The sequence below is a fragment of the Caulobacter sp. GW822-FHT07D08 genome, assembly GCF_058798735.1.
This window is the reverse complement of the sequence record NZ_JBXAKU010000003.1, coordinates 303,170-318,561: the sequence shown is the minus strand read 5'-3', so window position 1 is coordinate 318,561 and position 15,392 is coordinate 303,170. Positions and strand designations below refer to the sequence as shown.

Below are 15,392 nucleotides of genomic sequence, written 5' to 3'. Positions count from 1 at the left end.
AGGATACTTAGCGTTGAGCCGCCAGCTTCCCCCGCCAGCCCTGTCCGACGCGCCCCTGGCGCCCGGCCTCTATCTGGTGGCGACGCCGATCGGCAACCTGCGCGACATCACCCTGCGGGCGCTGGACGTGCTGGCCGCCTGCGACGTCCTGCTGGCCGAGGACACCCGCGTCACCGGCAAGCTGCTGGCGGCCTACGCCATCAAGACCAAGCTGGAGCGCCACGACGAACACGTGGCCGAGCGCGCCATCCCGCGCATCCTGGAACGGCTGGAGGCCGGCGAGCGCGTGGCCCTGGTCTCGGACGCGGGCACGCCGATGGTCTCCGACCCCGGCCATCGCCTGGCCAAGGCGGCGATCGCCGCCGGCCATCCCGTGATCCCGATCCCCGGAGCCTCGGCGGTCCTGGCGGCCCTGACCCTGGCCGGCCTGCCGACCGACCGCTTCCTGTTCGCCGGCTTTCCGCCGCCCAAGAGCGCCGCGCGCCGGACCTTCTTCGAGGAATTCGCCAACACCCGCGCCACCCTGATCTTCTACGAAGGCGCCTCGCGGGTCGACGACTGCCTGGCCGACATGGCCGCCGTGTTCGGCGGAACGCGACCGGCGGCAGTGTGCCGCGAACTGACCAAGCTCTACGAGACCTGCATTCGCGGGCCGCTCGCCGAACTGGCCGCAGATCCGCGCTTCGCGGCGCCCAAGGGCGAGATCGTCATCCTGGTCGGTCCCGGAGCCGAGGAACTCGCCACCGCCGACGACGCCGAGGCCGCCCTGCGCGAGGCCATGGCCCGCCTGCCCCTGGGCGAGGCCGCTTCGGAAGTCGCCAAGGCCTTGGGCCTCTCCCGCAAGGATCTCTACCGCCAGGCGCTGGCCTTGAAGGAGCAGACCTGATGGTCGCCGGCGGTCGCCATGCGCATGTTCGCCAGGCCAAAGCCCGGCAGGAGAGAGGCGCCGCGGCCCGCAAGCTCGGCCGTCGGGCCGAGGTGGTCGCGGCCCTGTGGCTGATGGCCAAGGGCTACCGCATCCTGGGCTTCCGCCTGGCCACCCCGCTCGGCGAAATCGACCTGCTGGCGCAACGCGGCAAGGTGCTGGCCGTTGTGGAGGTCAAGCAGAGAGCAACGATCGAGGACGCCCTGGACGCCGTGACGCCCACCCAGCGCGACCGCCTGCGCCGCGCCGCCGCCCATGTCAGCGCGCACCGCGTGGCCTTGCGCGATCTCTTCGTGCGCCTGGATCTCATCGCCCTGGCCCCCGGCCGCGCACCGCGCCACCTTCCCAACGCCTGGGGGGCCGCATGACGCGCGACGAGGCCGAGGCGATCCTGACCAAGGCCGGCGAAGGTCCCGACGAGGGCTTCCCGCTGTTCGAGGCGGCCCTGGCCTGCGCCGTCCATGACGATCCCAGCCGCGACACCCAACCGGCCCTGGACCTGGCCCGCGACGCCGTCGAGCGCCTGCGCCGCCGCGCCGAGGCCGAGTCGCCCGAGGAGGCCGTGGCCGAGACCCTGGCCGGGGACCTCCGCCTGACCGGCGACGTGCTGACCTACGACCATCCCGACAACGCCGACGTCATCGCCATCGCCGAGCGCCGCAAGGGCCTGCCGGTGGCGCTGGGCGTCTTCTACCTGCACGCCGCCCGCCAGGTCGGGCTGGAGCTCTACGGCGTCGACTTCCCCGGCCACTTCCTGCTGCGCATCGAGACCGAGGAGGGTCCGCTGGCCCTGGATCCCTTCAGCGAAGGCCGGGTGGTGCTGCCGTCCGAACTGTCGCGCCGGGCGCTGCGAACGGGCCTGATGCCCGACGTCGCTTCGCGGCTGGAGCTCCTGATGGCGCCGATCTCGGACCGCGCCGTGCTGATCCGCCTGCAGAACAACATCTTCGCCCGCGCCCAGCAGGCCAAGGACTGGGTCCGCGCCGAGCGCTCGGCCCTGCGCCGCGCCCTGCTCAACCCCGCCGACCACCGCCCCTGGCTCGACGTCGCCGCCGCGCGCGAAGGCCAGGGCGCCCTGGCCGGCGCCCTGCAGGCCCTCTCGCGCGCCCAGATCCTGGACGGCGGCGCGGCCATCGCCGCCCGCGCGGCCCGCGAACGGATGCGGCTAAGGCTGAACTAGAACGCGTCCGCCGTTGGACCTGGGCGCGAGAACGCCTAACTAAGCCGTCGCGTCCAAACGCCAGGAAGAACCCCAGGAGCCCCCATGTCGCTGCGAGTCGCCGTCCAGATGGATCCCGTCCTGGGGATCAACATCGAAACCGACACGACCTTCCTGATGATGATGGAAGCCCAGGCCCGCGGTCACAAGCTGTGGTTCTACACACCCGACAAGCTGTCGCAGGAAGACGGCCGGGTGTTCGCCCGCGCCCAGTCCCTGGAGCTTTCGGCCGTCCACGGCGCGCACGCCAAGCTGGGCGAGCTCGTGGTCCTCGACATGAAGGACGACATCGACGTCGTCCTGATGCGCCAGGATCCGCCGTTCGACATGGCCTACATCACGGCCACGCACTTCCTGGAGAAGATCCACCCGCACACCCTGGTGGTGAACAACCCCGCCGAGGTGCGCAACGCGCCGGAAAAGCTGTTCGTCACCGACTTCCCGGGCGTGCAGCCGCCGACCCTGATCACCTCCGACCACGAGGCGATCTACGACTTCCGCGCCCGTCACGGCGACATCGTGCTGAAACCCCTCTACGGCGGCGGCGGCTCGGGCGTGGCCCGTCTGTTGGCGGACGATCCAAACCTCGACGCCCTGCTGGAACTGCACGCCATGATCGGTCGCGAGCAGGTCATCGCCCAGAAGTTCGTGCCGGCCGTTAGCAAGGGCGACAAGCGCGTTCTGCTGGTCGACGGCGAGCCGGTTGGGGCCATCAACCGGGTGCCGGCCGACGGCCAGGTGCGCTCGAATCTGCGGGTCGGCGGCCGCGCCGAGGCGGTCGAACTGACCCCGCGCGACCTGGAGCTCTGCCGGATCATCGGCCCCGAGCTTAAGCGCCGTGGACTGATCTTTGTTGGCATCGACGTCATTGGCGAGTACCTCACGGAAATCAACGTAACGTCGCCAACCGGCGCTCAACAGCTGAAGCGTTTTACCGGCATCGACGCCGCATCTGTACTTTGGGACCGCATCGACGACATTCGCCGTAACGGTGGGTAACTCTGCGGAAACGTGGACGTTTCGCGAAACGTTCGTTTTTCGTTCTTGCTCCATTTCACGCGCTATGCTGTGACTTGTGGATAAATCAAATATCCGCAAGGGGTTGGAATGGCCGCCAGGGTGGTCACCGTCGCGTTCGAGGGCGTCGAGGCCCGACGCGTCGATGTCGAGGTGCAACTGACGACGGGCGCTCAGGTGTTCGTCATTGTCGGCCTGGCCGACAAGGCCGTCGCCGAGAGCCGTGAGCGGGTGCGCGGAGCCTTCGCGGGCCTCGGTCTTTCCCTGCCGGGCAAGCGCATCGTCGCCAATCTGGCGCCGGCCGACATGCCCAAGGAAGGCACGCACTTCGACCTGCCGATCGCCCTGGCGGTAATGTCCGCCATCGGCGTCATCCCGATGGATGCGCTCGACGGCTGGGCGGCCATGGGCGAGCTCTCGCTGGACGGCCGCATCGTACCGGCGGCGGGAGCTCTGCCGGCGGCGATGGCGGCCGGGGCCATGGGCCTGGGCCTGATCTGTCCGGAGGCCTCCGGTCCCGAGGCGGCCTGGGCCGGCGAGACCCGGATCCTGGCGCCGCGCTCGCTGGTGGCCCTGATCAACCACTTCCGGGGCAGCCAGATCCTGTCGGCCCCGGCGCCCGGCCCGATCATCGAGGGCGAGCGGCCCAAGGACCTGCGCGACGTCAAGGGCCAGGAGCAGGCCAAGCGGGCCCTGGAGATCGCCGCCGCCGGCGGTCACAATCTGCTGTTCGTCGGCCCGCCCGGCTCGGGCAAGTCGATGCTGGCCCAGCGCCTGCCGGGCCTCCTGCCGCCGCTGAGCTCCAAGGAGCTGCTGGAGACCTCGATGGTCCATTCGGTGGCGGGCTTGATCGCGCGCGGCGCCCTGACCCGCGATCGACCGTTCCGTTCTCCGCATCACAGCGCCAGCATGGCCGCCCTGACCGGCGGCGGACTGAAGGCCAAGCCGGGCGAGGTGTCGCTGGCCCACAACGGCGTTCTCTTCCTCGACGAGTTGCCCGAGTTCGGCGTCCAGGCGCTGGACAGCCTGCGCGCGCCGCTCGAGACCGGCGAGGTGATGGTGGCCCGCGCCAATGCTCACGTCCGCTATCCGGCCCGGGTGCAGCTGGTGGCGGCCATGAACCCCTGTCGCTGCGGCCACGGCGGGGCCGGGCGCGGCGCGTGCGGCAAGGCTCCCCGGTGCCAGCGCGACTACCAGGGCCGAGTCTCGGGTCCGCTGATGGACCGTATCGACCTCACCGTCGACATGCCCGCGGTCACCGCCGCCGATCTGTCCCTGCCGCCGCCCGCCGAAGGCTCGGCCGAGGCCGCCGCGCGGGTGGCCCGGGCGCGGAGGCTGCAGCAGGATCGCGCCGACGCGCTGGAGGGCGCCGACGGCCTGAACGGCCGCGCGGAGGGCGCCTTCCTGGAGAAGATCACCAACCTCGACGCCCCCGGCCGCGCTTTGCTGGCCCAGGCGGCCGAGGCCGGCCGGATCAGCGCCCGAGGCTGGACCCGCACCCTGCGCCTGGCCCGCACCATCGCCGACCTGGAGGGCGTCGACGCCGTCCGCCGCGTCCACGTGGCCGAGGCCCTGGCCTATCGGCGGACCACGACGCCGGGTGAAGAACCGGTTCGCGTTTGACCGCCCGTTAAGTCGCGGCGGGTAAGCTTGATCTCCATGAGCGATCCCAGACCCGACGATAAGCGCCCCGGCGTCACGCCCGAGCAGCTGGCCACCCTGAGCCACGAGTTCCGCACCCCGCTGAACGGCGTGCTGGGCATGGCGCGCCTGCTGGAAAACACCAAGCTGACCGCCGAGCAGCGGTCCTACGTCACCGCCCTGCGCGAGAGCGGCGACCACCTGCTGTCGCTGGTCAATGACGTGCTGCACTTCGCCCGCCTCGGCGCGGCCTCGATCGAACTGTCGCTGGCCCCGGTCGATATCGAAGGCCTGCTGCGCCAGGTCGCGGAGCTGATGAGCCCGCGCGCCCACGAGAAGGGCGTCGAGATCGCCTGGGCCGTCCCGACGCCCTTGCCGACCATCCAGGCCGACGAGGGCCGCCTGCGTCAGATCCTGCTGAACTTCGCCGGCAACGCCGTGAAATTCACCGAGGCCGGCGGCGTGCTGCTGACTGCCACGGCCACCACGGAGGGGCGCATCCGCTTCTCGGTCGCCGACACCGGCCCCGGCGTCGCGCCCGAGGCCCGCCGGCGGATCTTCGACGCCTTCGTTCAAACCGACATCACCCACGCCACCCAGCTGGGCGGCGCGGGCCTGGGCCTGGCCATCGTGGCCACGCTGACCAAGGCCATGAACGGCGAAGTCGGGGTCGGCGGCGAGCTGGGCCAGGGCGCCGAGTTCTGGTTCGAAGCGCCTTTTGAGCTAACCGCGCCCGCCCTCCGGGCGGCCCCCCTGGACGGCCGCGCCGTCGCCATCGCCTCGCCCAACGCCATCGTCCGCGCCGCCACAGCGCGCCAGATCGAGGCCGCTGGCGGCCGGGCCTTCGCCGCCGTCGACATCGCCTCGGCCCTGTCGGGCGCGCCGGCCGACGCCGTGCTGCTGATCGACGCGGCGCTATCGGGACCCCGTGGGGCGTTAAAGCCCCCAACCGGCCGCAAGGCCGTGGTGCTGCTGACACCCGAGCAGCGCGATCGCATCGAGCCGCTCAAGACCGCCGGCTTTTCGGGCTATCTGATCAAGCCGCTGCGCGCCGCCTCGCTGGTCGTCCAGGTGCTGCAGGCCGGCGAGACCGAGGCGACGCCCGCCACCGAGACGGCGCATGACGACCGCATCTCCGGGGCCGTGGCCCAGGGCGTCCGCGTGCTGCTGGCCGAGGACAATCCGATCAACGCCCTGCTGGCCCGCACCCTGCTGGAGCGCGAGGGTTGCAAGGTCGACCGCGTCGCCGACGGCGAGCAGGCCGTGGCCGCCGCCTCGGCCGGGGCCTACGACCTGATCCTGATGGACCTGCGGATGCCCGGCATGTCCGGCGTCGAGGCCGCCAAGGCCCTGCGCGCCAAGGGCGTGGCCTCGCCGATCGCCGCCCTGACCGCCGACGCCTTCGACGAGGACAAGCGCACCTGCCTGGCCGCCGGCATGGACGACTTCCTGGTCAAGCCCCTCACCCAGGAAGCCTTGCGTGACGCCCTCAAGCGTTGGACGACCTCCGGCGTCGCGAATGGGATTGGCGGCGGCTGGACGAAAACCGCGACGCGAGCCAAGGTCGCCGGCTAGATCCGGGCGCGCCCCGGACAGGGGATCGCCGCGATGACTGACGAAACGAAGGCGCAGGCCGCGCCCGAGAAGAAGACTCTTCTCCAGGCCCTCGCCTTCTTCGGCGAGCGGCGCAGCCTGGTGATGCTGGGCCTGGGCTTCGCGTCGGGCCTGCCCTTCATGCTGATCTTCGACACCCTGTCGCTGTGGCTGCGCGACGCGGGCCTGTCACTGGCGGTGATCGGCTTCTTCAGCCTGGCCACTCTGTCGTTCTCGTTCAAGTTCCTGTGGGCCCCGCTGATCGACCGGGCCAAGGTGCCGGTGCTGCACGATCTTCTGGGCCACAGGCGGGCATGGATCCTGGTGTTCCAGACCGCCATGATCCTGGGGCTGTGGACGATCTCGACACTCAATCCGGCCACGCAGCTGCCGCTCCTGGCCGCCGCCGCCGTCGCGGTGGGCTTCGCCACGGCCTCGCACGACATCGTCCTGGACGCCTGGCGAATCGAGGTCGCCGACAAGGAAGAACAGGGGCCGATGGCGGTCGCCTATCAATGGGGCTTTCGGGGCGCGATGATCGCCGCCGGCGCCGGGCCGCTGCTGCTGGCCGAACGGTTCGGTTGGAACTTCTCCTATGCCGTCATGGGCTTCGTGGTCGGGATCGGCGTCCTCGCCACCCTGTGGGCGCCGCGCGAGATGGAGCACACCATCCGGCCGATCCCGACCGGCGACGTCCATCAGCCCCGCTCGCTGGAAGCCCTGGAATGGATGGCGCGCCTCGCCATCCTGCTCGTCGGCGCCCTGGTCCTGGGCTCGGGCCTGTCGGGCGACGCGTCCCTGTTGTCCAAACTGGTCGGCGGCGAGGCCCTGGCCGAGGCTTGGAAGGCCAAGCCCAATGGCGTTTGGCTGCAATTGCTCGGCGTGCTGACCGGCCTAGCCATCGTGGTGGTGGCGGCCTGGCCGATCCCCAAGGTCCGCACCAAGCCTGGCGTCTATATGTCCGCGGCGTTCGGCGAGCCTCTGATCGACTTCGCCAAGCGCTTCAAGGGCGTGGCCGGCCTGATCCTGGCGGCGATCTGCGTCTACCGCGTCTCGGACTTCGTGCTCAACATCATGAACCCGTTCTACCGCGACATGGGTTTCTCGCTGACCGAGATCGCCGAGATCCGGAAGGTGTTCGGCATCATCGCCTCGATGATCGGCGTGTTCATGGGCGGGGTGATCGTGGCGCGGCTGGGCCTGATGAAAGCCCTGGTGATCGGCGCCTTCGCCCAGCCGATCAGTAACCTGTTCTTCGCCTGGCTGGCCATGAGCGGCCACAGCGTGCCGGTGCTGTTCTGGGCGATCTGCATCGACAACCTGGCCGGCGGAATCGCGGGCACGGCCCTGATCGCCTACATGTCCAGCCTGACGACGGCCGGGTTCACGGCCACGCAATACGCGCTGTTCTCATCGCTCTACGCCTTGCCCGGCAAGCTGATCGCCTCGCAATCGGGACGCATCGTCGAAGGCTCGGCGCTGGCGGCCGAGCACGGCGGGTTCACCGCGCCGCTGAAGGCCCTCTTCACCCGCCTGCCGCCAGAGAGCTTCACCGCCGCCGGCGCCAAGCTGGGCGTCAGCGGTCCGGCCATGGCGGCGGGCTATACGGCGTTCTTCATCTACACCGCCCTGATCGGCGTCGTGGCGATCGTGCTGTCGTTCCTGGTGGCGGCGCGGCAGAAGCCGGTCGAGGCCGAGGCGACGACCACCTAGGCATCGCGCGTGATCCCCGTCCTTCGACAAGCTCAGGATGAGGATCAGGGCCGGTTCAGTAGAAACCTCATCCTGAGCCTGTCGAAGGACGAGGTTTCGGTCCCGCCTAGACCTTCAGGCACACCACCTGGGCCACGCGCAGATCGCGGCGCAGGCCGTCGGCGACGCGGCCGTAGTTCTCGGTGGTGATCGGCTCGCTGGGCGCGAACTCCGACGGCGCGGGCCGGCGGCGCGGACCCAGCAGGGTCTTCAGGGTCTCGGGCGCGGTCGTGTAGATCCGGCCGCGACGCGGAGCCTCGGCCACCGTCACCCCGATCACCCTTCCGGCGCTGTCCAGGGCCGGCGAGCCCGAGAGGCCGGCCAGGGTGCCCTTCAGGCTGTCGGTGCGACCGACCTCGGCCCAGACCAGAACGGGCTCGGTGCGGGCGCCGCGACCGTGGACGACCAGATTCTCACGGCCCAGCAGGCGCGAGGCGGCCTCGCCCGGATGGCCCTGCGGGAAGCCTGGATGATAGGCCCGCGCGCCCCGGCGCAGCGGGACGTCCAGGCCCAGCGGCACCGACGGGGCCCCGCCCTCGGTGGTCAGGATGGCGGCGTCGGCCTTGGGATCGACATGCACCTTGGCGGCCACGCCGCGACCATCCGCGACGACGATCGCGGCTTGCTTGCAACCGTCGACCACGTGGCGTGCGGTCAGCCACGTGCCATCGTCGCCGACCGAGAAGGCCGTGCCCGAGCCCGGCTCGGGCCGATCGGGCACCTGGACCACGATGGAGGGATCGAACGGCGAGGACGGTCCCAGCGGCAGCCCCTCCTCGCCCGGCACGGGCGGCGGCGGCGGCGGCGCGTCCGATCGCTCCTGCCGGCCGACGGCGACGATCACCAGGGCGCTGACCGCCGCGGCATAGACCAGCCAGTCGGGAAGCTTGGGGAAATGCACGGTATGCCCCCCGATCCCGCCGGCTCAGCCAGCCACGGCGGCGGCGAGGATCAGGGCGGTGGCCAGCTTGGCGCCGACCAGCAGGGCGGCGGCGGCGACCTCCCCCTCGTGGATCCGCTCGGGCAGGCCCTGCAGCACCATGTCGGTGATGCGGAACACCAGGAGCTGCACGGCGATGGTCGCCGCGCCCCAGATCAGGATCTCGATCACCGAGGTCGAGGCGGTCAGCGAGATGGCCAGCGGAATGGCCAGGCCGACCATCACCCCGCCCAGCGACAGGGCGGCGGCCGAGTTGCCCTCGCGGATCAGGGTGATTTCCTTGTGCGGAGTCAACAGGGCGTAGAGCGCCGTGCCCAGGATCAGCATGACCAGGGTCACGCTGGCATGCAGCAGGGTGACCGGGAAGCCGGTGGCGAAGGCCTGGACCTCGGGCGACTGGAGCTGGGACGGCATGGACGCGAACTACCCCGATGAACTTGCGGCCCCCTGACTAACACGGGTCGACAAGTTTTGCGTAGGGGGCGCCCGCCTCGGGGGAGTCGCCGCCTGTTTCTGGATGCGCCCTAAGCCGCCTCGTCCTCGTCGTCGCCGAGCATCCCGGCCATGGCCGCCATCGACAGCTTGCGCATGGCGCTCGCACGCACCTTCTCGCTCTCGCTCTTCAGCTGGCCGCAGGCGGCGAGGATGTCGCGGCCGCGCGGGGTGCGGATCGGCGAGGAGTAGCCGGCCTTGTTGAGGATCGCGGCGAAGGCCTCGATCGTCGACCAGTCCGAGCACAGATAGTCGCTGCCCGGCCAGGGGTTGAACGGGATCAGGTTGATCTTGGCCGGGATGCCCTTGATCAGCTTGACCAGGGCGCGGGCCTCGTCGGGGCTGTCGTTGACGCCCTTGAGCATCACGTATTCGAAGGTCACGCGGCGGGCGTTCGACAGGCCGGGATAGGCGCGGATTCCCGCCATCAGCTCGGCGATCGGGTATTTCTTGTTCAGCGGCACCAGCACGTCGCGCAGGGGATCGTTGGTGGCATGCAGGCTGATCGCCAGCATGGCCTGGGTCGTATTGCCAAGCTTTTCCAGCATCGGAACCACGCCCGAGGTCGAGACCGTGATCCGGCGCCGCGAGATGCCGATGCCCTCGTTGTCGCTGATGATCTCGATGGCGTCGGCCACCTGGCCCAGATTGTACAGCGGCTCGCCCATGCCCATGAACACGATGTTCGAGAGCACGCGGTCTTCCTTGTCCGACGGCCATTCGGCCAGGTCGTCCTTGGCCACCTGGACCTGGGCGACGATCTCGGCGGCGGTCAGGTTGCGGACCAGCGGCTGAGTGCCGGTGTGGCAGAAGCTGCAGTTCAGGGTGCAGCCGACCTGGCTGGACACGCACAGGGCGCCGGCGCGGCCCACGCCGGGGATGTAGACGCTCTCGACCTCGATGCCGGGGGCCATGCGGATCAGCCACTTGCGGGTGCCGTCCTTGGACACCTGGCGCTCGACGATCTCCGGGCGGTTCAGCGTGAAGGCTTCGGCCAGGCGGGCGCGGGTCTCCTTGGCGACGTCGCTCATCAGCGCGAAATCGGTGACGCCGCGATGGTGCATCCAGCGGAAGATCTGGGTGGCGCGCATCTTGGCCTTGCCGTGCTCGACCACGCCGCTCTCGACCAGGGCCGCGACCAGTTGCGGGCGCGTGAGGCCCGAGAGGTTGACCAGGGGTTTAGCGACGGGTTGGGCGGGCGTCGTCTCTGAAGAGACGCGCGACAGGTCGAGGGTGACGCTCAAGGGGGTGTCCGGATGCTCGGGGGCCGAGGCGGACATATAGCAGGTCCGGAGCGGTTTTCCAAAAGGACCGGTCCGCGACGTGCGGCCTTACCCTTCGACAGGCTCAGGGTGAGGCCTGCCGCAACGCCCCGGCCTCGACCGAAAACCTCATCCCGAGCCTGTCGAAGGACGAGGTTTTCGCGTCGCTTACACTTTCCGGAACCGGCTTCCCTGGCTGGCCATCAACGCCAGGGCCCAGTCGTCCGGCACGATCTTGGCGATGGCGGCGATGGCCTTGTTCGGGGCGCCCGGAACGCAAATGGAGCGGTTGGCCTCGGCGGCCTCGTAGCCAGCGGCGGCGACCTCGTCGGCCCCCAGCCACATCCATTCGGGAACGCCCTGGCTGACCTGGCCGCGCGTGCCGTTGACATCATGGAACTCCGAATAGGTGAAGCCCGGGCACAGCGCCGAGACGTGGACGCCGGTCGCCAGGTTCTCCAGGTGCAGGCTCTGGGAGAACTTCACGAGAAAGCCCTTGGTCGCCGCGTAGAGCGTGTGGCCGGCCGCGCCGGGAACCAGCCCCGCCAGCGAGGCGACATTGACGATGCGGCCGAACTTCCGCTCGATCATGCCCGGCAGCACCTTGTGGGTCATGCCGCAGACGCTGGTCAGCATCAGCTGCAGGAAGGCCGCCTGGTCGGCCCAGGTCGTGCTGTCATAGGTTCCGGGCAGGCCGTAGCCGGCGTTGTTGACCAGGGCGTCGACCACCCGGCCCTGCTCGGCGACGGCGGCCAGAACCGTGTCGACGCCGGTCGGCTCGGCCAGGTCGGCGGGGATGGCGTAGGCCTCGACACCGGAGCGCAGCTTGATCTCGGCGGCCAGGCCCTCGAGGCGGTCGGCCCGGCGCGCGGTCAGGGCCACGTCATAGCCGTGGCTGGCGTAGATGCGGGCGGAAGCGGCCCCGATGCCGGCGGAGGCGCCGGTGATCAGGGCGAGGCGGCGGGCCATGCTGGGGTGATCCGGAAGAAGACGAAACTCCGCCGGAGTCGAGCACGGCCCGCGATCTGGTTCAAGCAGCCCTCGAATTTAGGGGTGGAAGAGGCGCGCCAGCTCGGCTGGGGGGCGCGCCTCTTCCGGGGCCGCGGTCTGGGAGGGAGACCACCGCGGCCTTGGGGACTTAAGCGGCCTTTTCGAGCTCGGCGGCCTGGGCGCCGGCGGTCCAGCGGACAGCGGCCTTGGCGACGCGCTCGCCCAGCAGGCGGGCGGTCTCGCGGTCGCCGGCCGGCGGGGTCACCTCGGTCGAGGCGTTGTCCGACTGGGCGGCCAGGCCGATGAAAGAGCCGACGCGGTTCAGGGTGTCGGGGCCACGCTCGGCGGCGGTCACGTTCGGCGGGGCGATGCCCAGGTTGACCCAGTTCATGCCGTGCTGGGCGGCCAGGATGGTCAGGCTGGCCAGGGCGTGGGCCTTGTCGCCGGCGAAGCTGTGCGAGTTGGTGAAGCCGGCGGCCAGCTTGTCCTTCCAGGCGCCGGTGAAAAAGGCGCTGGCGGTGGCGTCGGCGAACACTTTGAACACGCCCGAGACGTCGCCCATGTAGGTCGGGGCGCCGAACACGACGGCGTCGGCCTTGGTGATCTCCTCGATCAGCGGGGCGAAGTCCTGAGCGGCGCTTTCGATCTTCAGCAGCACCGGGGTCTGGCCGGCGTCGCGGACGCCCTCGGCGACCTTGTCGGCGAGGATGGCGGTGTGGCCGTAACCGGAATGATAGACGATGGCGACGGTGGTCATTGGGTCCCTCGATCTCGAATGGATGTCGTTTCGAAACTGAAACAGTGGCGATTACTTAATGTCGCCCAACAGACCCGCCAGGGGATCAGCAACAACAACGGGTGCAATTTTTCTATGAGTCGAATTTAGCGCTGCTGATAGAGCGCTAGCCGGATAGGCTCAGCAGGGCTCGATAGCCGCGTGGGCGCCGTGCAGCAGGTCGGCGACGGTGATCTGGCTCAGGCGGTCGTGCGCCGCGCGATCGGCGGCGGTGATCGCGGCGCGGACGGCGTCGGGGATCTTCTCGCCGACCGGGCAGCCCTTGACGCCCTTGGGCGCGACGCCGAGGTGGGCGCAGCCGTTGACGGCCTTCAGCACGATGTCCAGCGTGATGGTGTCGGCGGGCTTCAGCAGCCAGGCCCCGCCATTGGCCCCGGCCCGCGCGCCGATCAGCCCGGCCTTGCCCAGCATGGCCGTGACGCGACGGACCACGACCGGATTGGTCGGGACCGAAGCGGCCAGTTCGGCGCTGGCCACGGCGCGGTCAGCCGAAAACGCCTCCTTGTGCGCCAAGTAGGCGAGGGCGTGAGCCGCGACGGGAAATTTCTGGCTGTCAGACATATCTACCCGGGAACGTAAGGTGGCCGCCCGCGCGTTCAACTGAAAACTGGCTCAGCCTCGAAGCAAAATCTCCTTGAGGGAGTCCTCAGGGCGACGTCGGGTGATCATTGTATCGGCCGCGGTTTGGGTGTATCGCGCCGCGCTTGATCGCGATATGGGTCGGCTCCTGGCGTTTTGCGAGGGCGCCCGGAGGGATTGAATGGCTTCCGAAGCCCCCGGCGCTTCCAACTCCGCCAGCGCGTCCAGTTTGGATTGCGCGCCAACATCCACCGACATCCCTCATCAGGACGGCGGACCGCCGAACGGCAATGGTCACGGCCATGACGCGAAGGGCCATGGCTTCCTGGCCATGGCGCTGGGCTCGATCGGCGTCGTCTTCGGCGATATCGGCACCAGCCCGCTTTACGCCCTGCGCGAGGCCCTGGCCCATTCGCGCAGCACCACGGCGACCGAGCACGCGGTGCTGGGCGTCGTGTCGCTGGTCCTGTGGACCATGACGCTGTTCGTGACGATCAAGTACGTCATCTTCTTCATGCGCGCCGACAACAAGGGCGAGGGCGGCACCCTGGCCCTGATGGCCCTGGCCCAGAAGGCGCTCGGCAAGACCGGCGGCAAGCGCTCGATGGTGGTCTTCTTCCTCGGCGTGGTCGGGGCGGCGCTGTTCTATGGCGACGGCATCATCACCCCGGCCATCTCGGTGCTGTCGGCGGTGGAGGGCCTGAAGGACGCGCCCGGCGTCGGCCACGCCCTGACGCCCTACATCCTGCCGATCTCGGCCGGCATCCTCATCCTGCTGTTCGCCGTCCAGGCCAAGGGCACCCACCGGATGGCCTCGCTGTTCGGACCGTTCACGGCCGTTTGGTTCCTGATTCTGGGGGCGCTGGGCGCCTACCACCTGGCCGACGATCTTTCGATCCTGCGCGCCTTCAATCCCTGGTACGGCGTGCGCTTCCTGCTCGAAAACGGCTTCCTGGGCTTCGTGATCCTGGGCAGCGTGTTCCTGGTCGTGACCGGGGCCGAGGCGCTCTATGCCGACATGGGCCACTTCGGGAAGCGCCCGATCCAGGCCGCGTGGCTGTGCCTGGTGTTCCCGTGCCTGGCCCTGAACTATCTGGGCCAGGGCTCTCTGGTCCTCGATCACCCGGCCGCCCGCCACAATCCGTTCTGGGAGATGGTGCCCAGCTTCGCCTACTGGCCCGTGCTGCTGATGGCCACCGTCGCCACCGTCATCGCCAGCCAGGCGGTGATCACCGGCGCCTTCTCCATGACCCAGCAGGCCGTGCAGCTGGGCCTCTTGCCCCGCATCGAGATCAAGCGGACGTCCGAGACCCAGGCCGGCCAGATCTTCGTGCCGGCGGTCAATCAGTTCCTGCTGATCGGCGTGCTGGTGCTGCTGTTCGCCTTCCGCAGCTCGCACAAGCTGGCCTCGGCCTACGGCATCGCCGTCACCGGCGCGATGTTCGTCGACACCCTGCTGGCCTATGTCGTCATCCGCCGCGTGTGGAAGTGGCCGCTGTGGCAGACTGGCCTGCTGCTGATCCCGCTGGTGGCGCTGGACAGCGTGTTCATCGCCTCGAACATGTTGAAGATTCCCGACGGCGCCTGGCTGCCGCTGGTGTTCGGCGCGGCCCTCGTCCTGATCATGGCCACCTGGACGCGAGGGGCCAACATCCTCACCGCCAAGACCCGCCGCGACAGCGTCCCCCTGGTCGACCTGATGGAGATCCTACGCGCCCGCGCGCCGCACCGCGCGCCCGGCACGGCGATCTTCCTGACCTCCGACCCGGACATGACCCCGGTCGCGCTGATGCATAACCTCAAGCACAACAAGGTGCTGCACGAGCGCAACGTCATCCTGACCGTCCGCACCACCGAGACGCCGCGCGTCCGCGAAGAGGACCGGGTGACGATCGAGAAGGTCAACGACGACTTCAAGAAGGTCATCGTCAACTACGGCTTCATGGAAAGCCCCAACATCCCCAAGGCGCTGGCGGTCTGCCGCAAGCAGGGGCTGAAGTTCGACATCATGGCCACCAGCTTCTTCCTGGGACGCCGCTCGATCGTGCCGTCGGCCAACAGCGGCATGCCGCTTTGGCAGGACCGCCTGTTCATCTATCTGATGAAGAACGCCGCCAATCCGACGGACTTCTTCAAGATCCCGCCGGGCCGCGTGGTCGAGCTGGGCGCCCAGGTCACGGTTTAAG

General features: G+C 69.5%; 14 protein-coding genes and 1 pseudogene. 9 read left to right on the top strand and 6 right to left on the bottom strand.

Annotated features, from left to right (window positions below):
* Window positions 1-13 precede the first annotated feature (13 nt).
* The 8 genes and pseudogenes from rsmI to AC1RJ9_RS08080 form a co-directional block, all read left to right on the top strand.
* Window positions 14-886 carry a 16S rRNA (cytidine(1402)-2'-O)-methyltransferase gene (rsmI, locus tag AC1RJ9_RS08115; protein WP_492837685.1) on the top strand — a complete coding sequence of 291 codons (873 nt, stop codon included), beginning with the start codon at window positions 14-16 and terminating at the stop codon, window positions 884-886.
* A complete protein-coding gene (locus AC1RJ9_RS08110; protein ID WP_492837686.1) occupies window positions 886-1,293 on the top strand; it encodes a YraN family protein in 408 nt (135 codons plus the stop codon). The genes rsmI and AC1RJ9_RS08110 overlap by 1 nt, the downstream gene beginning before the upstream one ends.
* The gene (locus tag AC1RJ9_RS08105) at window positions 1,290-2,105 is read left to right on the top strand and encodes a SirB1 family protein (protein WP_492837687.1); all 816 of its coding nucleotides are present in this window, start codon (window positions 1,290-1,292) and stop codon (window positions 2,103-2,105) included. Before AC1RJ9_RS08110 ends, AC1RJ9_RS08105 begins: the two co-directional genes overlap by 4 nt.
* Before the next feature lie 84 nt (window positions 2,106-2,189).
* Complete coding sequence (gene gshB / locus AC1RJ9_RS08100) at window positions 2,190-3,143, top strand: glutathione synthase (protein WP_492837688.1); 954 nt, start codon at window positions 2,190-2,192, stop codon at window positions 3,141-3,143.
* 108 nt (window positions 3,144-3,251) lie between these two features.
* A complete protein-coding gene (locus AC1RJ9_RS08095) occupies window positions 3,252-4,784 on the top strand; it encodes a YifB family Mg chelatase-like AAA ATPase (RefSeq protein ID WP_492837689.1) in 1,533 nt (510 codons plus the stop codon).
* Between the two features lie 36 nt (window positions 4,785-4,820).
* Window positions 4,821-6,377: a response regulator gene (locus AC1RJ9_RS08090; protein ID WP_492837690.1), complete on the top strand. Its 1,557-nt coding sequence runs from the start codon at window positions 4,821-4,823 to the stop codon at window positions 6,375-6,377.
* A gap of 33 nt (window positions 6,378-6,410) precedes the next feature.
* A complete protein-coding gene (locus tag AC1RJ9_RS08085; RefSeq protein WP_492837692.1) occupies window positions 6,411-8,108 on the top strand; it encodes an AmpG family muropeptide MFS transporter in 1,698 nt (565 codons plus the stop codon).
* Between the two features lie 9 nt (window positions 8,109-8,117).
* A pseudogene (locus AC1RJ9_RS08080) lies at window positions 8,118-8,203 on the top strand (hypothetical protein); the annotation flags it as partial.
* A gap of 11 nt (window positions 8,204-8,214) precedes the next feature.
* On the opposite strand, the gene AC1RJ9_RS08075 reads toward AC1RJ9_RS08080, so the two are convergent.
* From AC1RJ9_RS08075 to AC1RJ9_RS08050, 6 genes are all read right to left on the bottom strand, one after another.
* Window positions 8,215-9,048, bottom strand: a complete 834-nt coding sequence (locus AC1RJ9_RS08075) for a S1 family peptidase (RefSeq protein ID WP_492837693.1) — start codon at window positions 9,046-9,048, stop codon at window positions 8,215-8,217.
* 24 nt (window positions 9,049-9,072) lie between these two features.
* Complete coding sequence (locus tag AC1RJ9_RS08070; RefSeq protein ID WP_492837695.1) at window positions 9,073-9,501, bottom strand: DUF350 domain-containing protein; 429 nt, start codon at window positions 9,499-9,501, stop codon at window positions 9,073-9,075.
* 110 nt (window positions 9,502-9,611) lie between these two features.
* Window positions 9,612-10,823: a dual-specificity RNA methyltransferase RlmN gene (gene rlmN / locus AC1RJ9_RS08065; RefSeq protein WP_492837812.1), complete on the bottom strand. Its 1,212-nt coding sequence runs from the start codon at window positions 10,821-10,823 to the stop codon at window positions 9,612-9,614.
* A gap of 186 nt (window positions 10,824-11,009) precedes the next feature.
* Complete coding sequence (locus tag AC1RJ9_RS08060) at window positions 11,010-11,810, bottom strand: SDR family NAD(P)-dependent oxidoreductase (protein WP_492837696.1); 801 nt, start codon at window positions 11,808-11,810, stop codon at window positions 11,010-11,012.
* Between the two features lie 169 nt (window positions 11,811-11,979).
* Window positions 11,980-12,588 (bottom strand): flavodoxin family protein, encoded by a 609-nt coding sequence (locus AC1RJ9_RS08055; protein ID WP_492837697.1) that lies wholly within the window; start codon window positions 12,586-12,588, stop codon window positions 11,980-11,982.
* Window positions 12,589-12,747: 159 nt separating this feature from the next.
* Window positions 12,748-13,188 carry an Rrf2 family transcriptional regulator gene (locus AC1RJ9_RS08050; RefSeq protein WP_492837698.1) on the bottom strand — a complete coding sequence of 147 codons (441 nt, stop codon included), beginning with the start codon at window positions 13,186-13,188 and terminating at the stop codon, window positions 12,748-12,750.
* Window positions 13,189-13,387: 199 nt separating this feature from the next.
* Between AC1RJ9_RS08050 and AC1RJ9_RS08045 the strand changes: the two genes are divergently transcribed.
* Window positions 13,388-15,391 carry a potassium transporter Kup gene (locus AC1RJ9_RS08045; RefSeq protein ID WP_492837699.1) on the top strand — a complete coding sequence of 668 codons (2,004 nt, stop codon included), beginning with the start codon at window positions 13,388-13,390 and terminating at the stop codon, window positions 15,389-15,391.
* The last annotated feature ends 1 nt before the right edge of the window (window position 15,392 follow it).